This window comes from Streptomyces sp. NPDC104831 (assembly GCF_055583025.1).
Map to the genome: position 1 here is coordinate 57152 of NZ_JBVJOT010000018.1, position 21949 is coordinate 79100.

Genomic DNA, 21949 nt, shown 5'->3' on the forward strand with positions numbered 1-21949 from the left:
AGGTGCGGTGGTGCGGTCAGGTGCCGGGCTGGACCAGCGTGTACTCGGTGCCGAGGGCCTTGGCGCGGGTGTCGGCGTACAGCGTGGTCTCCCCGTCGGACCAGCGCACGACGAGGTCGTCGGCCGGGCCGTCGTGGCGGAAGGCGCCGGCCGTCAGCACCCGGGCCCGCTGCCACAGACCGTTCGGGCCGCGCAATCGCGACCTGCTGCCGGGGCCCGCCGCCGACGTACCGGCGTACGCGTCGAGCGCGCCGTCGGACCAGCGCACCAGCAGGTCCCCGGCGGCCGTGCCGCCGAAGTCGCCGCCGGTCAGCAGGGCGGCCCGGCTCCACGTGCCGCCCGCCGGGGGCAGCCGGGCGGAGGTGCCGAGTCCGCCGGTGCCGGCCTCGGGATGGAGGGTGAGCCCGCCGTCGGCCCAGCGCACCAGCAGGGCGGTGCCGCCGTCGGCGCGGAACGCCCCGGTGGTGAACTGGACGGCGTTCTTCCAGGCCGAGCCCGGCGCCGCCATCCGGATCTCCCGGCCCAGCCCGGCGGGGCCGGGCTGCGGGTAGAGGGTGACCTCGCCGTCGGACCAGCGCACCAGCAGCCCCGCCCGGCCGCCGCCGGCGAAGGTGCCACCGGTCAGCGTCCGGGCGTGCGTGAAGATGGAGCCGGCCTGCCGCAGCCGCTTCTCGGCACCGAACCCGCCCCTGCCGTCGCCCGGGTGCAGGGTGACCGCGCCGTCGGACCAGACCACCAGCAGATCGCCGTGCCGGTCGCCGGTGTACTCGCCCGATGCCATGAGCGCGGCCTTGCGCCAGCGCCCGGCACCGCCCGGCAGCGCGCCCTCCAGTCCCCGGTACGGGGGCAGGTCGGCGGGCGGGGCCTGGTCGGCGACGGCGTACCCGAGCAGCCGCGCGGCGTCGGCGCCGAACGCGGTGGCGTAGCTGATGTAGTCCACGTCGGCGTCGTTGCCGCCGCCGTTGTAGCCGCCGAGGTTGCCGATGACGTGCCCGGTGCGGGCGTCGTCCTTGTAGTCGGTGATCCACGGGCTGCCGGACACCCCGCCGTAGTAGCCGCCGCAGGTCATCGACAACTGCCTGAAGCCGCGCAACTGCCGGGTCGGCACGGTGCACTTGACCGCGCGTCCGGAGCTGTTGTGCCGGTGGGAGGGGTAGCCGACGACGGTGACGCCCCGGTGGGCGTAGCCGGCGGGCCGGGTGAAGGCCAGTCCGCCGCCCACCGCGTCCTGGAGGGACCTGCCCCACTGGTTGGCCGAGACCCGGGCGAACGCGGTGTCCAGGTCGGACGCGGCCTTCTTGGTGGTGGTCGAGCCCCGGTCGGGCACGTACCGCGGGTCGGTGAAGATCCGCTTGACGGGGAAGATGCCGTACGGCTGCCGGTCGGGGGCCGCGCCCTTCACGAACTTCGGGACGAAGAGGTAGGCGCCCTTCATGCTCCGCGCGCAGTGGGCCGCGGTGAGCACGATGTTCCGGGCCTTGGTGTCGATGACGCTGCCGGTGCAGTGCCAGGTGGTGCCGCGCGGCCCGTCGGAGCCGAAGAACGTCCCGACCAGCCGGGTGCCCTTGAACAGGGTGCCCTTGGGCCGGGCCGCCGCGGCGGCCGACGCCGAAGGTTCCGTCGGCGCCGGCCGCGGCGCGTCGAGCGGCCGGGCCCCGGCCATGCGCTCGGCGGTCCAGAACCGCGCGGCCCGCCGCGCCTCCTGCCCCGCGGCCGGCGCGGGCGCGTCGGCCCGCGCGGCCGGTACCGCGACCGCGGTCAGCACCGCGCAGAGCAGGGCGAGCACCGTCCCGCGCCCGCCGCGTGCCGCCGGCCGTCCGGCCGAGGCCGGTCCTCCGTACGAGAACACCGCTGTCTCCCCCTGGTCGATGGAGCGGACCGGGGGCGCGGCGGTGCGGTGCGGCGCTGGTCGGGCGCGCACCGAGGGCCCGTCGCGAAGCCCCCCGATCATGCGCGGCGATCTTCGCACGAGCGAGCGAAACGGGCCAACCCGACTGCCGTGACCGGCTTCCGGTGCAGCCGTGACCGGTCTTGTGCGCCGTTCCGCCGTTCTGCCGCCCCGCCGCCGTGTCCGGTCCGGCCTACTGCCGGTACCCGGCGAGGAACCTGCCGATCCGGCCGATCGCCGCCTCCAGGTCCTCCGCGTGCGGCAGGGTCAGGATGCGGAAGTGGTCGGGGGCGGGCCAGTTGAAGCCGGTGCCCTGGACCACCTGGATCTTCTCGCGCAGCAGCAGGTCCAGGACGAACTTCTCGTCGTCGTGGATCGGGTGCACCTTGGGGTCGATGCGCGGGAAGGCGTACAGCGCGCCCCTGGGCTTGACGCAGGACACCCCGGGGATCTCGTTCAGCCTCTCCCAGGCCACGGTCCGCTGCTCGTGCAACCGTCCGCCGGGGCGGGTCAGTTCCCTGATGGACTGGCGTCCGCCGAGCGCGGCCTGGATGGCGTACTGCGCGGGCGCGTTGGCGCACAGCCGCATGGAGGCCAGCATGGTCAGGCCCTCCAGGTAGTCCTTGGCGTGCTGCCTCGGCCCGGTGACCACCAGCCAGCCGGAGCGGAAGCCCGCCACCCGGTAGGTCTTGGACAGCCCGCAGAAGGTGAGGACGACCAGGTCGGGGGCGAGCGCGGCGGCCGAGTGGTGGACGGCGTCGTCGTACAGGATCTGGTCGTAGATCTCGTCCGCGAACACCATCAGGCCGTGCCGGCGGGCGAGATCGAGGATGCCCTCGACGACCTCCTTCGGATACACGGCGCCCGTGGGGTTGTTGGGGTTGATGATGACCACGGCCTTGGTGCGGTCGGTGATCTTCGACGCGATGTCGGCCAGGTCCGGGTTCCAGTCGGCCTGTTCGTCGCACAGGTAGTGCACGGCCTTGCCGCCGGCCAGCGTGGTGACGGCCGTCCACAGCGGGAAGTCCGGTGCCGGGATGAGGATCTCGTCGCCGTCCTCGACCAGCGCCTGGACGGCCATGGAGACCAGCTCCGAGACTCCGTTGCCCAGGAAGACGTCGTCCACGTCGACGTCCAGGCCCAGGGTCTGGTAGCGCTGGGCGACGGCGCGGCGGGCGGAGAGCACACCTCGGGAGTCCGTGTAGCCGTGCGCCTGCGGCAGCATCCGGATCATGTCCTGGAGGATCTCCTCCGGTGCCTCGAAGCCGAAGGCCGCGGGATTGCCGGTGTTCAGGCGCAGCACGCTGTGCCCCGCCTCCTCCAGCGCGTTGGCGTGCTCGATCACCGGGCCGCGGATCTCGTAGCACACCTCGCTGAGCTTGTTGGACTGCCGGAACTCCATGGGCCCCTCCGGAAACTCGTGTTGCTTGGTTTTACCAAGTGGGAGCTTGGAAAGTCCAACAACGCGTCTACACTGCGTCGCATGTCACCTCGCCGAAGCTACGACCAGTACTGCTCCGCAGCCCGCGCCCTCGATCTCGTCGGCGACCGCTGGACCCTGCTGATCGTCCGGGAGCTGCTCGCCGGTCCCCGCCGGTACACGGATCTGCACGCGGACCTGCCCGGCGTGAGCACGGACGTACTCGCCTCCCGGCTGAAGGAGATGGAACGCGACGGCCTCACCACCCGCCGCCGGCTGCCCCCGCCGGGCGCCGCGTACGTGTACGAACTCACCGCCCGCGGACGCCGGTTGCTGCCGGTCCTCCAGGCGCTGGGCAGCTGGGGCGCGCGGGAGCTGGGCGAGCGCAGGCCCACCGACGCGGTGCGCGCGCACTGGTTCGCGCTGCCGCTGCTGCGGGCCCTGGAGGGCGAGGGCCTCGTCGAAGTGTGCCTGGAGGAGGGGGAGTTCCACCTCCACGCCGGCGCCGAGGAGGGGCCGGTCTACGGTGACGGACCCGCGCCCGGCACGGCCGACGCGCGCCTGGTGATGGACGCGGCGACCTGCGAGGCCGTCGCCCGCGGCGAACTGGCCCTGCCGGACGCCGTACGGGACGGACGGGTCACGGTGACCGGGGAGGGCACGCTCGCCAAGGCGCTGCGCGAGGCGTGACGGCGGTGTCGGGGCGGCTGCGGCGCACGCCGTCGGGGCTGCCGGCGTGACGGAAGCTGCCGCGGCGGGTGTGGTGAGCCGGTCCGTGGCGGGTGTGGTGAGCCGGTCCATGGCCGATGGGGAGAGCCGTGTCGTGGCCGGTGGGGAGAGCCGTGTCGTGGCCGCGCGGCAGAGGTGCAGGCCAAGGCCCGCCGGAGTGGCAGAGGCGAAGGCCCGCCGGAGTGGTCGGCGGGCCTTCGCTGGATCTCGCGAGGTGTACGGCTCAGACGCCCGGCGGCACCCGGGACGGCCGGCCCGACCCGCGCGTCAGCGCATAACCGCCGATGCCGGCGAGCGCGGCCAGCACACCGCCGATCCCGGTCCACACCCAGCGGTCCGACCACCAGCCGGACGACCAGCCGTCGTCCCGGCCGAAGCTGGACAGCACGGCCTCCTTGGAACCCTCGTCCTGCGCGGACTTGACGGCGATGCCCGGGACGAGCGGCTTGCCCAGCGAGCCGTCGACCGCCGCCGCGCCGCCGATGTCCTTGGAGTCGACGCGTACCTCGGCGCCGACCGGCTGTCCGAGGTCGGCGGCGGCGAGGTCCACCACCGTCAGCCGGACGTAGTACGTGCCCGGCAGCGGGTCGTTGGCCCACGCCTCCGACCAGCCGCGCACCGTACGCAGCACACAGGCCAGTTCGACGGTGCCGGCGTCCGGCGCGGCGGTGCGCGACTGCGCGCCGTACTGGCAGGCCTGGCGGCGCCGCAGCCCGTCGTACACGTCGAGCTGCCAGGTCTGCGAGCCGTGTGTGGCGGGGAGCTTCACCGTCGCCTCGACCGTGGGCCGCTGTCCGGTGTCCGCCGGGAAGGACCAGTACAGGTAGTCGCCGGTGGAGCCGGAGGCGGTGGCCCGCTCGCCCTGCTCGATCTCCGTCGCCGTACGGAACGAGGTGCCCGCCCGCGTGGGCGCGTCACCGTCGGCCGAGGCGCCGGGCGAGGGCGAGGAGTCGGCGGCGGCCGGTCCGGCGGCCAGCCCCAGCGTCAGCAGCGCGGCGCCCAGTACTCGTGTGATCCGCATCAGTTCGTCCTCCAGACCGCGAACCGCCAGCGTGACAGCCAGCCCCACAGCAGGCCCGCGAGGAAGCCGGCCAGCACGAGCGCGCCGAGCAGCCACCAGCCGCGGCCGAGGCCGAAGGAGGCCACGTCGTGGTGGCCCGAGGGGCCGTCCACCACGTCCACGGTCAGCTCCAGCGGCAGACCCGGGGTGGTCTTCACGCCCGAGGCCGCCGAGAAGGACTGGGTGACCTGGAGGCACACCGTCTCCGCGGGCGCCGAGTCGTCGTCGCTGTCCTGCTTCGGATAGCGCAGGCCGGTGGAGATGACGTCCGTACGGCCGGTGCCCGCGGCCTCGCCGCGCACGATCTCCCGTCCGTGCGTGGTCACCGCACGCAGCAGCACCCCGTAATGGGGGTTGACGGCCCGGTCGTCCGCCACGCTCACCGAGGCGCGCAGCTCCTGGCCGGGCTCGACGGCCACCTTGTACCAGCGCTGCTGACCGAACTCCTCGCGGTCGGTGTAGAGGCCGGAGGTGAGGACCGGGGCCTTCGCGCACCGGTCGGCGCCCTCGGTGGCGACCGGGGTCACCACCGGATCCGCCGCCCGGTCGACCAACTCGCCGACGCGGTCGCTCAGTTCCTCCTTGTGCCGGACGTCGGTGTAGGTACCGCCGGTGGCGTCCGCGATGCAGCTGAGCTGGGCGCGGGTCTTGGCGTCCGGCACCAGGCCGAGGGTGTCGATGGTCAGGCCGATGCCCTTGGCCGCTATCTCCCGGGCCACCTCGCACGGGTCGAGCGGCTGGCAGGTGTCCTCGCCGTCGCTGATCAGCACGATACGGCGGGTGCCGTTCCCGCCGTTCAGGTCGTCCGCCGCCTTCAGCAGCGCGGGCCCGATCGGGGTCCAGCCGGTGGGTGCCAGCGTGGCCACGGCCGTCTTCGCGTCGGTGCGGTTCAGCGGGCCGACCGGGTACAGCTGCGCGGTGTCCTTACAGCCTTCCCTGCGGTCGTCGCCGTGGTAGTTGGCGCCGAGCGTACGGATGCCGAGCCGGACCTCCTCGGGCGTCGCGTCCAGCACCTCGTTGAACGCCTGCTTCGCCGCGGCCATCCGGGTGCCGCCGTCGATGTCCCGGGTCCGCATGGAACCGCTGACGTCCAGCACGAGTTCGACCTTCGGAGCGTCCTGCCCCGTCTCGTCGGCGACCGCGCCGGAGGGGAACGCGATCCCGGCGCTCAGGGCGGCGAGCAGCGCACAGACCCCCACCGCCAGCCGTTGTCTTCTGATCATCGCCGGATCTTATTGATCAGACGGGCCGGACTCCAAAACGCCGAGGGAGGCTCGGTGGCCGGTGCTCAGCCGCCGCCCGGCGTCCCCGCGCCGAACAGGCCGGCCAGCCGGGCCCGGTACAGCGCGGCGATGGAGAAGCCGTCGGTGATCCGTCCGTCGGCCACCATCTCCTCCGCCTCGGCCGGCGGCACCGTGATCGCCCGGTGGATCGCCTCGCCCTTCTCCAGTTCCCCGAAGCCGTCCACGCGGGCCGCGTAGAGAAAGACCTTGTGGGCCAGCAAGCCGGTGTCGGGATGCACCTCGCCGAGGGGGATGACCTCCGACGGAGTGGCGGCGATCTCCTCCCGCAGTTCCCGGGTGACGTTCTCCACGGGCGTGGCACCCGGATCGCCGAAGCCGCGCACCAGCTCCCAGTGCCGGCTGCGGGTGGCGTGCCGGTGATGCTGGATCAGCACCACCCGCCCCTCCGGGCCCACCAGTGGCAGAACCACCACGCCGGGAGACGAGCCCGGAGGCGGCAGGATGCGGTCGTACAGACCGAGCCGGCCGTCGGGGAAGCGCACCGGATCGCGCAGATACCACAGGTACCTGTCGGCCGACACCACGCCCGCCCGGACCGGCCGCAGCACGGCCCGCAGCCGGGCCCACAGCGCCCCGAACGGGCCGCCGCGCCCGCTGCGCCGGGCCCAGGTGACCTGTCTGCGGGCGTCGCGGATCAGCGCCGGATCCGTGAGGATCCTGGTCCCCTCCGGATCATCGCGGAACCACTCCGGAGCGTCCCGGCGCAGGGCCTCGTACCGGTTCATCGGGGCCTCGGCGGGCAGTGCACGGGCGAACTCCGGCTCGTCGGTGACCGGTCGGCGGTCAGTATTCGGGCAGGTCTTCGTTGTCCTGGGTGGTCGCCGAGGCCGCGCCGGTCCGGGGCGGCCCCGCCGTGTCCCGGTAGCCGGGCAGGCGGCGCACCAGGTCGTGGAACTGCGACCATTCTCGCTCACTCGCCAGCCGCACGGTCGCGATCTCCCGGGCGAACCTCTGCTCCTGCCGGCCGGCCACGCGGTTGCGCAGCACCAGCTGCACCGAACCGGTCAGCGAGCCGCTCACCGTGAGCGGCAGGACCGAACCGGCCACTTCCCAGATGTCGTTGCCGCTGACGGCCGTGAACACGGCCGCGCCCACGGTGACGACGACCTCGACCACCGGCCGCCAGGCGGCCGGCCGGGCCTGCCGGCGCTCCCGTGCCAGCTTGAGGATCTCGGAGTTGAGCCGGACATAACAATCGAATACCTGCCCGACACGGTCGTGAAACGCCTCCGGAGCCGCGGTGAGCGCGCCGAACGCGTGGATGTAGGCGTTCCAGACCGGGGTGTCCCGCAACCGCACGATGTCCTGCAGGCTCAGCGCGTCGACCGCCTCGGGCGTGAGGTGGTCCTGCACGGTGGCGAAGGTCTGCCGCCGCAGGAACGTCAGCAACTGCTCCGGGTCCTCGACGGCACCGACGGCGGCGGCCCTGGCCTCACGGGCCTCCTGCAGCACCACGCGCCGCAGGCTGCCGACGGGCGTGAGGGGGTAACGCCCCAGGGCGTCGGCCAGGTTGACGTTGTAGATCAGGTCCAGCAGCTGCTTTATCTCCGCCGCGAACGGCTTGTCGCGGTCGTATCTGCCCTCCGCCACGTTCGTGCCGGGCACCGACACGAACTCCTCGTACAGGGTGTTGCGGACGACCTGCTGCCGGCGCACGCTGAGGCCGTTGCTGAAACCGACCACCTCGCCGAGTTGCCGACCGAACCGGTCGGCGTCCTCGCGGGCCACTCCGACCTGGGCGGCGAGGATGTCGATGTCCTTCGCGGTGAGCCCTTGGACCTTCTCGGCGAACGGCTGGTAGAGCCGCATCCGGGTGCGGTCCCGGTTCTCCTGGTCGCCCGGGGAGTCGTCCCACGACATGCGCACGCAGCGCACCCGGTCCCCGGACGGCATGCCCGCCAGCGTCTCCTGCCAGCCGGTGAATCCGTCGCTCCGCAGATGGAGATAGGCGGGCGGCTCCTCGGCGGGGTGCCGCTCGTTCAGCAGGAACGGGACGATCGCTCCCGAGGCGAGGAGCCGGCGGTGTGCCTCCCGCGCCTCCCCTTCCGTCACCAGGTCGCGGCTGATCGCGTCGTTGTTGTAGAAGTACGCGCGGTTGATCACGACCTGGCTGGCGTTGATGAGACTGCGGAAGTACTCGGCCCGCACCTCCCGGAGACGCCGGTGGCCGACCTGTTCCAGAGACTGACCGCGCTCGATCATGTCCTTGGTGAGCTGTGCGGGGACCCACTGGTTGTCCAGCGACTGCGCGATCACGGCCCCGGGTTCCAGTTGTTCGGGCTGGATCGGCGTCATCAGGCTGTCACTGCTGTCGACGTCAGTCATCTGCTGCTTCCGAGGCTCTCGTGTCCGGGCGTCCGGCCTTCAAAGGCACCGCCGGACGATCGAACGGGGCCAACGCGTCAGAGCACCTATTAAAGATGACGCCACATCAGTTTGTCGCCGAAAAGTGTGCCGTGCAGGGATGTGGCAGCTCCGTCCACAAGTCCCCCCCGCCGTCCGGTGTGAGGCGCATCAGGGTCAGGGCCTTGGCCGGGAGGGGGGAATCGCGCAGGGCGGGGAGGTCCGGGGTGGGGGGCAGGGACGGGAGGGTGGGTTCCAGGGCCGCGGCCAGGGCGCGGGCGGAGCCCGCCGTCGCGGCCAGGGCGCCGGCCAGCAGGGAGCCGAAGAGCTTGCGGCGCAGGGCCGTGGCGTCGTCGGTGATCAGGCGGCCCGTGAGGGCGGGCGGGGCGATGCCGTGCCCGGACAGCCGGGCGGGACTGATCCGGACGTCGGCCAGATCGCGGTAGACCAGCCTCAGCGGAGTGCCGTCCGCCGCCAGCACGACCAGGAGGTTCTGGCCGTGCGCCTCCAGGGCCACACCGAGGTCCAGCAGGCGCAGGCCCACCGTGAGCGCCAGCCGGGTGAACGCCGCCAGCCAGCCGGGGCGGCCGGGCAGCGGGGTGGTGGGGAGCGCGGCCACCGGCACCACCCGCTCGCCCGGCCCCGCGTACACCTGCGGCGACTCCCGCAGCAGCGCCGCCAGATCGGGCGAGTCGGCGGTCGCCGCAGCCAGCGTGCGGGTGAAGTGCAGCAGCCCGTCGGTACGCGCCGTCAGCTCCTCGGCGAAGGCCGTCAAAGGCACCGCCGCCCGCACCGAGTACGCGGAGATGTCCCGCACCGACGACGTCAGCCGGGCGCTCAGCGCGGTCTTCACGTGCGGGCCGCCGGGCAGTGCCAGCGTGCGCAGCGACATCAGCGGCCGGGCCGGGCGCCACACGTCGTACGGCCGCTTCAGCACCTGCGTGGCCTGCCAGGGGTGCACCGGCAGCAACACCCGTGCGCCGTCGCGGAGTTCGGCCGGCCACTGGCCGGCCACAAGGCACTCGGCCGCCGGTACCGGCACCGTGCCCAGCTCCACCACCGGCCCGTGCTCCGGGCCGTACGCCAGCTGGTCCGCCACCGAGAAACCGGGCCGGGACCGGCAGCCCGGGTGGTACGGGTGCCCGTCGGTCACCCGCCGCTCCCACTCCCAGTCCCCCTCCGAGCCTTCGGCGATCCTCACCGGCCACTCCTTCGGGTGATCGGCGTCGGCCCGGGACAGCGCCAGCGACGCCGCGCTGTGCGCCAGCTCCGCCGCGAAAGCGGCCGCGTGCGGCACCCCGAGGGCGCACATGAGCCGCGCCGGATCGGCGTACCGCTCCCCGTCCAGGTGCACGGCGGTGGCGTACGCGGCGGTGGCGTACGGGTCCGCGTGCGGCCCGCGCAGCCGCCGGCCGTCGGCCAGGCGCAGCGTGAGACCGTGCGCGCCGGACTCCCGGCCGGTGACGAACGGCAGCGGTTCGTGGACCAGCGCCCGCCACAGCCGGGTCAGCACGGCGGCCCGGGCGCCGGGCAGCTCCGCCGCGTACTGGGGCAGCAGGCCGGGCCGGACGGCGGCCAGCTCCTCCGCGATCACGGACTCGGCGGCGATGGCGGTGGCGGTGGCGTGGGCGGGGGCTGGACGCACGGTCGGCTCCTGGGGTAGGCGGGGCACGGCACGATTGTCGGGGACCGCGCGCGTACGACGGTCGCGGGGACGGCCGGGCACGGCGGTGTCGGGAACGGCCGGGCAGGGCAGGGTGGGGGACGGCCGGGCAGGGCACTGCCGGGGCCGGTCGGGTGCGGCGGTGTGCCGGGGGCGGCCGGGTTTGGCCGGGCGGGGGACCGGTCGGATGCGGCTGCGGCCTGGGCCGGTCGGTTCCGGAACTGCCCCGGGGCCGGTCGGGTGTGGGTGTGTCCCGGCGGCGGTCGGGCACGGCCCTCGCGGAACGCGGGCGCGTCCGGCCGGGTACGGCGGTGTGCGGGAACCGGTCGGATACGGCTGGGACGGCAGCCGTCGCGCACGGCTGTGGCGGGGGTCGCCCGGACGGCAGCCATACTGATCCTCTCCGGCTCCCCGCCGGCGCACCCGCGTGCGCCGGGACGACCACGGGCCCCTGGACGACGGAACGAATGGAACGCGTGGACCTCACACCCCCCACCGGCGAGGCGGCCCGCCTGGCCGACGCGTACGCGTCGGCCCCCCTGCTCAACTGCCTGCTGCGGGAGGTGGCCGAGCCGCTCCCGGACGCCGGGGACCGCCGGGTGCACCGGCTGCCGGACGGCCGGCTGCTGCGGGTGCGCGCCGGCCGGCGGCCCGCCGACCCCGAGGTGTACGCGGCGGGCACCTGGCACCGCATCGGCCACCCGGAACTGGTGAAACTGGTCGCGGAGGTGCTGCGCCGGCACACCGGGCTGCCCGGCGGCGACCTGCCCGCCGAGATGATCGACAGCCGGGACGCGGTCGCCGCCCTGCTCACCGCCCGCGCCCGGGCCACGCCGCCGCGGGACCCGTATCTGCGCTCCGAGCAGTCCCTGCTCACCGGCCACCCGTACCACCCCGCCCCCAAGGCGCGCGGCGGCGGCCCGGTCGCGTCCTGGCTGCCGTACGCGCCCGAGGCGCACGCGCGTTTCCCGCTGACGCTGCTCGGCGTGCGCGAGGACCAGGTGGCCGAGGAGGGCGACACCGGCGCCCTGGACGCCCTCGGCACGGCCCCGCCCGGCTACCGGCTGCTGCCCGCCCACCCCTGGCAGCTCGACCTGGCCGGCCGCGACCTCGCCCCCGCGTTCGCCGACGGCCGGCTGCTGCGGCTCGGCACCACCGCGTTCCCCGTCTGGCCGACGGCCGCCGTCCGCACGGTGTACGAGCCCCGCCGCGACCTGTTCCTCAAATTCAGCCTGGACGTCCGGATCACCAACGACATCCGCCGGCTGTGGCGCCACGACCTCGCCCGGCTGCGCCGTACCGACTCCGCCGCCGGGCGCGCCTTCGCGGCGCTGGGCCCGGCCGCGGCCTGGCTGAGCGACCGCGGCTACCGCACCGCCGCCTTCGCGTTCGAGGAACTGGCCGTGCTGGTCCGCGACGGGCTGCGCGGCCATCTGCGGCCCGGCGCCACCCCGCTGCTCGCGGCGGGCCTCGCCGAGGGGTTCGAGGGCAGCCCGCTGGCCGCCGCGCAGGACCCGGACGGCTGGTGGGAGGCGTACCTGCGGCAGGTCGTCCCGCCCGCCCTGACCGCGTTCGACGCCCACGGGGTCGTCCTGGAGGCGCACCTGCAGAACACCCTGGTCGCCGTGGACGCGTCCGGCACGCCCGTGCAGGCGCTGTTCCGCGACGCCGAGGGCGCCAAGCTGCTGCCGGACGTGAGCCGGGCGGCGGGCTGGGAACGGCTGGTGTACTGCCTGGTCGTCAACCACCTCACCGAGATCGCCGGCGCCCTCGCCGACCACCACCCCGGCCTCGACCCGTGGCCGGCCGTCCGCCGCGAACTCGCCCGGCACGACCTGCCCGAGATCCCCGCGCTGCTCACCGCGCCCACCCTGCCCGGCAAGACCAACCTGCTGCTGCGCTGGACGGCCGCGGACGGCGCGGCAGCCCGCTACCTGCCGCTGCCGAACCCCCTGCCGGGCCACTGACCGGCCACTGACCGTCCGCGACGGCACCGCGGCCGGCCGCCGGCCCGCCCGCGGCCGCCGGCCAAGCGTCTACGCTGGCCGGTGTGCTGCGCGAAGTGACTGCCGTTCGATACGTGACCCCCCTGCGCTCCGGCGGCTCCGTCCCCGGAGTCGTCGAGGCCGATGACCTCGGGACGTACGTGGTCAAGTTCACCGGTTCCGCGCAGGGGCACAAGGCGCTGGTGGCCGAGGTCGTCGTCGGGGAGCTGGCCCGCGCGCTCGGCCTGCGCTTCCCCGAGCTGGTGCTGGTCCACTTCGACCCCGCCATCGCCGCCGCCGAGCCGCACCAGGAGGTGCGCGAGCTGCACGGCGCGAGCGCGGGCGTGAACCTCGGCATGGACTATCTGCCGGGTGCCCGGGACTTCACCCCGGAGATCGCCCGGACCTTCCCGCTGGACCCGCTGGAGGCGGGCCGGATCGTCTGGCTGGACGCGCTGACCGTCAACGTCGACCGTACGGTCCACAGCTCGAACCTGATGGTGTGGCCCACCCTCGGCACCGCGCCGGCCCGGCTGTGGCTCATCGACCACGGCGCGGCCCTCGTCTTCCACCACCGCTGGGACACCACGGCCCCGGGCAGGCGCTACGACTTCCGGCACCACGCCCTCGGCCACTACGGCCCCGATGTGCGCGCCGCCGACGCCGAGCTGGCGCCCCGGGTGACCGAGGAGCTGCTGCGCGGGATCGTGGCCGAGGTGCCGGACGCCTGGCTCGCCGAGGACGCCGGGTTCGCCACGCCCGACGACGTCCGGGACGCCTACGTCGGTTATCTGCTGGAGCGGGTCCGGCTCTCGGCCGAGTGGCTGCCCACCGACTTTCCGAGCCGCGAGGAGCTGGCGGCCGAGGAGGCCGTCCGGGCGGCCCGGACCCAGGCGGGCCGCCCGGACTGGCTGAAGCGGGTCCCCGACCTGCACGGCAAGCCGGCGGCGGAACAGGACTGGTCGGCGCACCTGGGCTGAGCGGGGAAACGGCCGAGGGGCCCGGGGGATCCCCCGGGCCCCTCGGAGCGGAGCGGGCGGCGGTCAGCCGCGCAGCCGCTCGTACGCCGGCAGGGTGAGGAAGTCGGCGTAGTCCTCGTCCAGGGACACCTGGAGCAGCAGGTCGTGCGCCTCCTGCCAGTGGCCGGCCGCGAAGGCCTCCTCGCCGATCTCCGCGCGGATGGCGTCGAGTTCCTCGGCGGCGACCTTGCGGGCCAGCTCCGGGGTGGCCTGCTCGCCGTTGCCGAACTCGACCCCGGCGTTGATCCACTGCCAGATCTGCGAGCGGGAGATCTCGGCGGTGGCCGCGTCCTCCATCAGGTTGAAGATGGCGACCGCGCCGAGCCCGCGCAGCCAGGCCTCGATGTAACGGATGCCGACCTGGACGGCGTTGACCAGGCCCTCGTACGTCGGCCTGGCGTCGAGCGAGTCGATGGCGATGAGGTCGGCCGCCTCGACGTGGACGTCCTCGCGCAGCCGGTCCTTCTGGTTCGGGCGGTCGCCGAGGACCTTGTCGAAGGACTCCATCGCGATGGGCACCAGGTCGGGGTGGGCGACCCAGGAACCGTCGAAACCGTCGTTCGCCTCGCGGTCCTTGTCGGCGCGGACCTTCTCGAAGGCCACCTTGTTGACCTCCGCGTCCTTGCGGGACGGGATGAAGGCCGCCATGCCGCCGATGGCGTGCGCGCCGCGCTTGTGGCAGGTGCGGACCAGGAGTTCGGTGTAGGCCCGCATGAACGGGGCGGTCATCGTCACCGCGTTGCGGTCCGGCAGGACGAACTTGGCGCCGCCGTCACGGAAGTTCTTCACGATGGAGAACAGGTAGTCCCAGCGGCCGGCGTTCAGTCCGGAGGCGTGGTCGCGGAGTTCGTAGAGGATCTCCTCCATCTCGTACGCCGCCGTGATGGTCTCGATCAGGACGGTGGCGCGGATGGTGCCCTGCGGGATGCCGACGTACTCCTGGGCGAAGACGAACACCTCGTTCCACAGCCGGGCTTCGAGGTGCGACTCGGTCTTGGGCAGGTAGAAGTACGGGCCCTTGCCGAGGTCGAGCAGCCGCTGGGCGTTGTGGAAGAAGTACAGGCCGAAGTCGACGAGGGCGCCGGGGACCGGCGTGCCGTCGGCGTCGACGAGGTGCCGTTCGTTCAGGTGCCAGCCGCGCGGGCGCATGACGACGGTCGCCAGCTCCTCGTTCGGCCGCAGGGCGTACGACTTGCCGGTGCGCTCGTCGGTGAAGTCGATGCTGCGGGTGTAGGCGTCGATCAGGTTGAGCTGGCCGAGGACGACGTTCTCCCAGGTGGGCGCGGAGGCGTCCTCGAAGTCGGCGAGCCAGACCCTCGCGCCCGAGTTGAGCGCGTTGATGGTCATCTTCCGGTCGGTGGGCCCGGTGATCTCGACGCGCCGGTCGTTCAGCGCGGCCGGGGCCGGGGCGACCCGCCAGGAGTCGTCCGCGCGGACGGCGGCCGTCTCCGGCAGGAAGTCGAGCGTGGAGGTGCGGGCGATCTCGGCGCGGCGCTCGGCCCGGCGGGCGAGGAGTTCGTCACGGCGCGGGGTGAACCGCCGGTGCAGCTCCGCCACGAAGGCGAGCGCCGCGTCGGTGAGGACCTCCTCCTGCCGGGGCAGGGACTCGGCGTCGACGATGGCCAGCGGGGACGGCGCTGGTGCGGACATGAGCTGTCACTTCCTTCAGCGGTGGCACCGGGTGCCAAGTGGCACGAATAGGACAGACAGCGCCCACTGTGCGGTCGGACGCTTCTGAACAGTGGATAGTAGTTTCCTCATCGTGGAACTTCAATGGTGTGTTGACGTCGAGATTCTCTGAGTCGAGGCAAGGTGGCGCTCGGTGCCACCCCGTTCACTCAAGGTGGCCCAGGTCCGCCTCCGTGTCGATGTCGTACGGCTCCGCCACGTCCGCGCACTCCACCAGCCGCACCTCGGCCCGGTGCGCCCGCAGATAGGCCCGCGCCCCGCGATCGCCGGTGGCCGACTCGGCGATGCCCGCCCAGTGCCCCGCGCCGAACAGCACCGGGTGCCCGCGTACCCCGTCGTAGGCGGCCGAGACCAGCGACCGCTCGTCCCGGTACGCGCCCAGCACCCGGGCCACCGCGGCCGGCCCGATGCCGGGCTGGTCGACCAGGCAGGCCAGGGCCGCCCGCGTCCCCGTGCCGGCGAGCGACGCCAGCCCCGCGCGCAGCGAGGAGCCCATGCCCTCGGCCCAGTCCGGGTTGTCCACCAGCACGCAGCCGTCCAGCGCGGCGCGGGCCCGCACCTCGTCCGCCGCCGCGCCCAGCACCACGTGGATCCGCTCGCACCCGGCCGCGCGCAGCACCCCCACCGCGTGCTCGACCAGGGGGCGCCCCCGGTGTGTCAGCAGTGCCTTGGGGCGCCCGCCGAGCCGTCTGCCGCCGCCGGCGGCGAGCAGCAGGCCCGCGATCTCCCCGTGAGGTTCCCGGTTGTCCGTCATGGGTCCTGCATACCCGACGGTGGCGGGATCCGGCCGTGTGCGCGGCGACGGCGCCGTTGGGCTGAATTTCGGTCCGCGCTGTGGCGCGCGGGTCCGGAGGTGGCGTTTACTGGCCCGCGCACAAGGGCGTGCCGACGGGGAGGGCTGCGTTGCGGAGCTTGGGGCAGAGGCCGGTGACCGGCGTCGACGAGGATCCGAGAGTGGCGGAACTGCGCACCGCCGTGTCCCGGCTGCGCCGCCAACTCGCCGTGTTACGCGTGGACTTCCCCGACCGGCCGATAGCCGAGGAGGAGCTGGCCGCCCTCGCCGCGATGGCCGCCGGGGGCGTGCCGGAGATCCCGCGGCTGCGCGCCTCGCTGCTGCTCGTCGCCGGCGCGATCGGCTCGATGAGCGCGCTGACCAGGGGACTCGCCCAGGTGCGCGCCGCCGTCGACCTGTTCGGCGAGCCGCCGCGCGCCTAGCCGGCCGGCGGCAGGGGTGCGGGCGGCCCGGTGGCTGGTTGTGGTCGGCGCCGGCCGGGGCGTGGTCCGGCCGGATCGTGGCCGGCCCGACGGGGACGGTCGCCCCGGGGCGGGAACCACCGTCAGGGCGGCCGGTTCCGCGGACACCGGCCCGCGTCCGGCACCGATGCCGGCGTCCCGGCCGGCGCGACGGCGCGGTCCGGGGGCGCCGGCGGCGTCGTGGGCGGGCGGGTCCCCGCCCGTCCGCTGTCCGCGCGCACCCGGCGGGCGGATGGGTTCGGCTGCTCGGCCCGAGCAGGGGGAACGGCCGGGAAGCCGGGCCCCTCAGCCCTGGTTCTGGCTGGCCAGGGCGGCGGAGAGTTCGGTGGCGATCTGCTGGAGCACCGGCACGATCTTCTCCGTGGCCGTCTCCGTGACCCGGCCGGCCGGCCCGGAGATGGAGATGGCCGCGGCCGTGGGAGAGTCGGGCACGGACACCGCGAGGCAGCGCACCCCGATCTCCTGCTCGTTGTCGTCCACGGCGTACCCCAGCTGACGCACCTCCTCCAGCGCCGCGAGGAACCCGTCCGGCGTGGTGATGGTCTTCTCGGTGGCCGCGGGCATGCCGGTGCGGGCCAGCAGCGCCCGCACCTCGTCGTCCGGGACCCCGGCGAGCAGCGCCTTGCCGACGCCGGTGGAGTGCGGCAGGACCCGCCGGCCCACCTCGGTGAACATCCGCATCGAGTGCTTCGACGGCACCTGGGCGACGTACACGATCTCGTCGCCGTCGAGCAGCGCCATGTTGGCCGTCTCGCCGGTCTCCTCCACCAGCCGGGCCAGGTACGGCCGCGCCCAGGTGCCGAGCAGCCGGGACGCGGACTCGCCGAGGCGGATCAGGCGGGGGCCGAGCGCGTACCGCCGGTTGGCCTGCTGGCGCACGTAGCCGCAGGCGACCAGCGTGCGCATCAGCCGGTGGATGGTCGGCAGCGGCAGGCCGCTGGCCGCGGACAGCTCGCTCAGGCCCACCTCGCCGCCCGCGTCCGCCATCCGCTCGAGCAGGTCGAAGGCGCGCTCCAGGGACTGCACCCCGCCTGCGGCGGAGGGCTTGGCGGAGTCGGTGGTGCTGGCGCTGGACGTCGGCACGGCGCGTTCCTTTCGGGACTGGCGGGAGAGCAGAAGCCTACCCGGCAGTCGGTTGACTCCCCGCTTGTACGTAGCTACGTTCTGCTTGCTGGAATTCTAATTCCGCTTTGTGGAAACGTCTAGAGCGGGCGTCGCCCTCGTGCTGCCCCGAAGTGTGCCTCTTGACGGCGGAGTAGCGGGAGTGAAGACTCCTTCAACAGAACGTTGAAATCCGTTACGTGGGCGTAAATCCCGTTTCCTGGATGTAAAGACGGCGGTATAGAGAGGGGTTCGGGTGTCCGACGCTGAACTGGTGCTGCGCTCGACGCGCGTGATCACTCCGGAGGGGACGCGGGCCGCCACGGTCACCGTCTCCGGCGGGAAGATCACGGCCGTCCTGCCGTACGACGCCGAGGTTCCGGCCGCGGCCCGGCTGGAGGACGTCGGCGACCACGTGCTGCTGCCCGGCCTGGTCGACACCCACGTGCACGTGAACGACCCGGGCCGCACCGAGTGGGAGGGCTTCTGGACCGCCACCCGCGCGGCCGCGGCCGGCGGCATCACCACCCTGATCGACATGCCGCTCAACTCCCTGCCGCCCACGACCACGGTCGAGCACCTGCGGATCAAGCAGGACGTGGCCCGGGACAAGGCCCACATCGACGTCGGCTTCTGGGGCGGCGCCCTGCCCGACAACGTCAAGGACCTGCGCCCGCTGCACGACGCCGGCGTCTTCGGTTTCAAGGCCTTCCTCTCCCCGTCCGGCGTGGACGAGTTCCCGCACCTCGACCAGGACCAGCTCGCCCGGTCGATGGCCGAGGTCGCCGGGTTCGACGGCCTGCTCATCGTGCACGCCGAAGACCCGCACCACCTGGCCGGCGCCCCCCAGCACGGCGGCCCGAAGTACGCCGACTTCCTCGCCTCCCGCCCGCACGACGCCGAGGACACCGCCATCGCGAACCTCGTCGCGCAGGCCCGGCGCCTGAACGCCCGTGTGCACGTGCTGCACCTGTCCTCCGCCGACGCCCTGCCGCTGATCCGCGCCGCCCGCGCCGAGGGCGTGCGCGTCACCGTGGAGACCTGCCCGCACTACCTCACCCTGACCGCCGAGGAAGTCCCCGACGGCGCCAGCGAGTTCAAGTGCTGCCCGCCCATCCGCGAGTCCGCCAACCAGGACCTGCTGTGGCAGGCCCTCGCCGACGGCACCATCGACTGCGTCGTCACCGACCACTCGCCCTCCACCGCCGACCTGAAGACCGACGACTTCGCCACCGCCTGGGGCGGCATCGCCGGCCTCCAGGTGAGCCTGCCGGCGGTGTGGACCGAGGCCCGCAAGCGCGGGCACACCCTGGAGGACGTCGTCCGCTGGATGTCCGCCCGGACCGCGGACCTGGCCGGCCTGACGCAGAAGGGGGCCATCGAGGCCGGCCGCGACGCCGACTTCGCCGTCCTCGCCCCCGACGAGACCTTCACCGTCGACCCGGCCGGCCTCCAGCACCGCAACCGGGTCACCGCCTACGCCGGCAAGACCCTGTCCGGCGTCGTCAAGTCCACCTGGCTGCGCGGCGAACGCATCGTCGCCGACGGCGAGTTCACCGAGCCGAAGGGCACGCTGCTGAGCCGCACCCGCTGAAACCCATCCACCTTGCCCCGAAAGGAAGAACTGATCACCGTGACGGCGACACCCAGCTTCACCGGCGACGCGAACCCCTACGGAGGCGGCGACCCGTACGCGGACTACCGCACCGCCGACTTCCCCTTCACCCAGTACGCCAACCTCGCCGACCGGCAGCTCGGAGCCGGTGTCATCGCCGCCAACGACGAGTTCTTCGCCCAGCGGGAGAACCTGCTGGTGCCGGAGCGGGCCGAGTTCGACCCCGAGCACTTCGGCCACAAGGGCAAGGTCATGGACGGCTGGGAGACCCGCCGCCGGCGCGGTGTCTCCGCCGAGCACCCCTGGCCCACCGCCGAGGACCACGACTGGGCGCTGGTCCGGCTCGGCGCGCCCGGGGTGATCCGCGGCATCGTCGTCGACACCGCCCACTTCCGCGGCAACTACCCGCAGGCCGTCTCCGTCGAGGGCGCCTGCGTACCCGGCTCGCCCTCGCCCGAGGAACTGCTCGGCGCCGACGTGAAGTGGACCACCCTCGTCCCGCGCACCGCGGTCGGCGGCCACGCGGCCAACGGCTTCGAGGTCACCGCCGAGCAGCGCTTCACCCACCTGCGGGTCAACCAGCACCCCGACGGCGGCATCGCCCGGCTGCGGGTGTACGGCGAGGTCGTCCCGGACCCGGAGTGGCTGGCGGCGCTCGGCACCTTCGACGTGGTCGCGCTGGAGAACGGCGGCCGGGTCGAGGACGCCTCCAACCTCTTCTACTCCCCGGCCACCAACACCATCCAGCCGGGCCGCTCCCGCAAGATGGACGACGGCTGGGAGACCCGCCGCCGCCGCGACCAGGGCAACGACTGGATCAGCTACCGGCTCGCCGCCCAGTCCGCCGTCCGCGCCGTGGAGATCGACACCGCCTACCTGAAGGGCAACAGCGCCGGCTGGGCGTCGGTGTCCGTCCGGGACGGCGAGGACGGCGAGTGGACCGAGGTCCTGCCGCGCACCCGGCTCCAGCCCGACACCAACCACCGCTTCGTCCTGCCCGAGGCGGCCGTCGGCACGCACGCGCGGATCGACATCTTCCCCGACGGCGGCATCTCCCGGCTGCGCCTGTTCGGCTCCCTGACCGAGCGGGGCGCCGGCGCCCTCGCCGCCCGCCACCAGGAACTGGGCGGCTGATCCCCCGTCCGCACGCTCGTGCGGGGCGCCCCGGCCGGACAGCACCGGGGCGCCTCGCGCGTCACCCGCACGGCCCCTCCCGCCGCCGGTGCGGAACTCTTCCGTCCGTCTGACGCGTTGTCCCTCACGTGACACTTCAGCAAGAGATCGTCGGCAACGCCATGCAGATGGCGGTCGTCAGCCTGCGCCCCGGCCAGACCGTGTACTGCGAGGCCGGGAAGTTCCTGTTCAAGACGGCGAACGTGACCATGGAGACCCGGTTGTCCGGCCCCTCGGGCGGCGGCGGACAGCAGCAGGGCGGCTCCGGCGGCATGGGCGGACTGCTGCGCCAGGCCATGGGCACCGCCATGCAGGTCGGGCAGCGCGTGCTCGCCGGCGAGTCGCTGGCCTTCCAGCACTTCACCGCCCAGGGCGGCGAGGGCACGGTGGGCTTCGCGGGCGTGCTGCCCGGGGAGATGCGGGCCCTGGAACTGGACGGCACGCGCGCGTGGTTCGCCGAGAAGGACGCCTTCGTGGCCGCCGAGTCCAGCGTCGAGTTCGGCATCGCCTTCACCGGCGGGCGCACCGGCATGAGCGGCGGCGAGGGCTTCGTCCTGGAGAAGTTCACCGGACGGGGCACGGTGATCATCGCCGGCGCGGGCAACTTCATCGACCTGAACCCGGCCGACTTCGGCGGCCGCATCGAGGTCGACACCGGCTGCGTGGTCGCCTTCGAGGAGGGCATCCAGTACGGCGTCCAGCGCGTCGGCGGCCTCAACCGCCAGGGGATCATGAACGCCGTCTTCGGCGGCGAGGGCCTGTCCCTGGCCACCCTGGAGGGCGACGGCCGGGTGATCCTCCAGTCCCTCACCATCGAGGGCCTGGCCAACGCGCTGAAGAAGGCCCAGGGCGGGGACAAGCAGGGCCCGACCGGCGGGCTGTTCTCCACCCACGCCGGCTGACCGGGACCCGCGGCGAGGACCGGGGCCCGGCCGGAGCGGGCCGGGCCCCGGGGGTGCTGCGCCGTGCCTCGGGCCGGCCCCCTGGGGGAGGGGCTCAGCAGCCGTAGTCGATCAGGTCGAACGAGGCGTAGTGGTCCGCCGTGTAGTAGTCCTCCCGGTACTTCTCACCGGTGACGATGCGCCGCGCACCGCGGGTGGGGGAGCCGGGAGTGATCACGGTGTACTCGTGGTAGTAGCCGGCCGTGTGGCTGGGCAGGACGCCTTCCCGGTTCTGGAAGACGCTCCCGTCCTGGGAGTACGGATACGGACCGCCCTGTTCGATCAGCTCCAGGGTGTCGTACGCCTGGGCGGGAAGATCGCCGTAACAGACGCTGCCGACCGACTGTGCCGAGGCGTCCGCCGCGGTGGCCGTGACGGTGCCGCCCACCAGGAGGGCGGACAGGAGGGCGGCTGCCGTGCCGATGCGCGTCGCGCGTGGGGGGAATCTCATGCCCTCATGATGACGCGCGTAGATCATGGCATGTCAATGTCAAGCACGGAGAGCTTCCCGGTACGCCCGATGATTTTTCCGGGGGTTAACCTACGGCCGCTTCCGGCCGTCCGCCGCCGCCCACAGCGCGAGCGCCAGCACCACGAGCGCGACGCTCGCGTAGACCTCGTGACCGTCGAGGAAGCCGAGGCGCTGCACCAGGCCCACCCGCCAGCCGGTGAACTCGTGCACCAGGCCCATGACGCCCTGCACCAGCGCGAGAAATCCGAGAAGTTCCAGTAGCTGTTTCACCCGGCGACTCTCGCCCGGCGGCA

The 21949-nt window shown here is 73.5% G+C and carries 19 protein-coding genes; 7 read left to right on the forward strand and 12 right to left on the reverse strand.

Features of this window, described 5'->3' with window-relative positions; genetic code table 11:
* Positions 1-16: 16 nt before the first annotated feature.
* Both ACZ63H_RS15050 and ACZ63H_RS15055 read right to left on the reverse strand, forming a co-directional pair.
* A complete protein-coding gene (locus ACZ63H_RS15050; protein ID WP_469864997.1) occupies positions 17-1951 on the reverse strand; it encodes a trypsin-like serine peptidase in 1935 nt (644 codons plus the stop codon).
* A gap of 130 nt (positions 1952-2081) precedes the next feature.
* A complete protein-coding gene (locus tag ACZ63H_RS15055) occupies positions 2082-3290 on the reverse strand; it encodes a pyridoxal phosphate-dependent aminotransferase (RefSeq protein ID WP_469864999.1) in 1209 nt (402 codons plus the stop codon).
* Between the two features lie 81 nt (positions 3291-3371).
* Here ACZ63H_RS15055 and ACZ63H_RS15060 point away from each other — a divergent pair, with 81 nt between their 5' ends.
* Positions 3372-3998: a winged helix-turn-helix transcriptional regulator gene (locus ACZ63H_RS15060; protein ID WP_469865001.1), complete on the forward strand. Its 627-nt coding sequence runs from the start codon at positions 3372-3374 to the stop codon at positions 3996-3998.
* A gap of 262 nt (positions 3999-4260) precedes the next feature.
* Here ACZ63H_RS15060 and ACZ63H_RS15065 read toward each other — a convergent pair whose 3' ends face one another.
* The 5 genes from ACZ63H_RS15065 to ACZ63H_RS15085 form a co-directional block, all read right to left on the reverse strand.
* The gene (locus tag ACZ63H_RS15065) at positions 4261-5058 is read right to left on the reverse strand and encodes a hypothetical protein (protein WP_469865003.1); all 798 of its coding nucleotides are present in this window, start codon (positions 5056-5058) and stop codon (positions 4261-4263) included.
* Positions 5058-6320, reverse strand: a complete 1263-nt coding sequence (locus tag ACZ63H_RS15070) for a VWA domain-containing protein (protein ID WP_469865005.1) — start codon at positions 6318-6320, stop codon at positions 5058-5060. The genes ACZ63H_RS15065 and ACZ63H_RS15070 overlap by 1 nt, the downstream gene beginning before the upstream one ends.
* A 65-nt stretch (positions 6321-6385) precedes the next feature.
* On the reverse strand, positions 6386-7126 hold the full coding sequence (locus ACZ63H_RS15075) for an NUDIX hydrolase (RefSeq protein ID WP_469865007.1): 741 nt from the start codon (positions 7124-7126) through the stop codon (positions 6386-6388).
* A 58-nt stretch (positions 7127-7184) separates the two neighbouring features.
* Positions 7185-8726, reverse strand: a complete 1542-nt coding sequence (locus tag ACZ63H_RS15080) for a hypothetical protein (protein WP_469865009.1) — start codon at positions 8724-8726, stop codon at positions 7185-7187.
* A 106-nt stretch (positions 8727-8832) separates the two neighbouring features.
* Entirely contained in the window at positions 8833-10389 is a 1557-nt protein-coding gene (locus tag ACZ63H_RS15085; RefSeq protein ID WP_469865011.1) for an IucA/IucC family protein, read from the reverse strand.
* A 485-nt stretch (positions 10390-10874) separates the two neighbouring features.
* On the opposite strand from ACZ63H_RS15085, the gene ACZ63H_RS15090 reads away from it, so the two are divergent.
* Both ACZ63H_RS15090 and ACZ63H_RS15095 read left to right on the forward strand, forming a co-directional pair.
* A complete protein-coding gene (locus ACZ63H_RS15090) occupies positions 10875-12374 on the forward strand; it encodes an IucA/IucC family protein (RefSeq protein WP_469865013.1) in 1500 nt (499 codons plus the stop codon).
* An 83-nt stretch (positions 12375-12457) separates the two neighbouring features.
* On the forward strand, positions 12458-13372 hold the full coding sequence (locus tag ACZ63H_RS15095) for a HipA family kinase (protein WP_469865015.1): 915 nt from the start codon (positions 12458-12460) through the stop codon (positions 13370-13372).
* Positions 13373-13435: 63 nt separating this feature from the next.
* Here the strand turns inward: ACZ63H_RS15095 and aceB are convergent, their stop codons facing one another.
* Both aceB and ACZ63H_RS15105 read right to left on the reverse strand, forming a co-directional pair.
* A complete protein-coding gene (gene aceB / locus ACZ63H_RS15100) occupies positions 13436-15061 on the reverse strand; it encodes a malate synthase A (protein WP_469865017.1) in 1626 nt (541 codons plus the stop codon).
* A 184-nt stretch (positions 15062-15245) separates the two neighbouring features.
* Entirely contained in the window at positions 15246-15854 is a 609-nt protein-coding gene (locus ACZ63H_RS15105; protein WP_469865019.1) for a nucleotidyltransferase family protein, read from the reverse strand.
* A 158-nt stretch (positions 15855-16012) separates the two neighbouring features.
* Here ACZ63H_RS15105 and ACZ63H_RS15110 point away from each other — a divergent pair, with 158 nt between their 5' ends.
* A complete protein-coding gene (locus ACZ63H_RS15110; protein ID WP_469865020.1) occupies positions 16013-16315 on the forward strand; it encodes a DUF5955 family protein in 303 nt (100 codons plus the stop codon).
* Between the two features lie 324 nt (positions 16316-16639).
* Here the strand turns inward: ACZ63H_RS15110 and ACZ63H_RS15115 are convergent, their stop codons facing one another.
* The gene (locus tag ACZ63H_RS15115; RefSeq protein WP_358690581.1) at positions 16640-17437 is read right to left on the reverse strand and encodes an IclR family transcriptional regulator; all 798 of its coding nucleotides are present in this window, start codon (positions 17435-17437) and stop codon (positions 16640-16642) included.
* Between the two features lie 274 nt (positions 17438-17711).
* Here ACZ63H_RS15115 and allB point away from each other — a divergent pair, with 274 nt between their 5' ends.
* The 3 genes from allB to ACZ63H_RS15130 all read left to right on the forward strand — a co-directional run bounded on the left by allB (position 17712) and on the right by ACZ63H_RS15130 (position 21145).
* Entirely contained in the window at positions 17712-19049 is a 1338-nt protein-coding gene (gene allB, locus ACZ63H_RS15120) for an allantoinase AllB (protein ID WP_469865023.1), read from the forward strand.
* Between the two features lie 39 nt (positions 19050-19088).
* Positions 19089-20204 carry an allantoicase gene (gene alc / locus ACZ63H_RS15125; protein WP_469865025.1) on the forward strand — a complete coding sequence of 372 codons (1116 nt, stop codon included), beginning with the start codon at positions 19089-19091 and terminating at the stop codon, positions 20202-20204.
* A 128-nt stretch (positions 20205-20332) separates the two neighbouring features.
* Positions 20333-21145 (forward strand): AIM24 family protein, encoded by an 813-nt coding sequence (locus ACZ63H_RS15130; RefSeq protein WP_469865026.1) that lies wholly within the window; start codon positions 20333-20335, stop codon positions 21143-21145.
* Positions 21146-21239: 94 nt separating this feature from the next.
* Here ACZ63H_RS15130 and ACZ63H_RS15135 read toward each other — a convergent pair whose 3' ends face one another.
* Positions 21240-21635, reverse strand: coding sequence for a guanyl-specific ribonuclease (locus ACZ63H_RS15135; RefSeq protein WP_469865028.1), 396 nt, complete (start codon positions 21633-21635; stop codon positions 21240-21242).
* Between the two features lie 90 nt (positions 21636-21725).
* Positions 21726-21926: a hypothetical protein gene (locus tag ACZ63H_RS15140; protein ID WP_469865030.1), complete on the reverse strand. Its 201-nt coding sequence runs from the start codon at positions 21924-21926 to the stop codon at positions 21726-21728.
* Between the last annotated feature and the right edge of the window lie 23 nt (positions 21927-21949).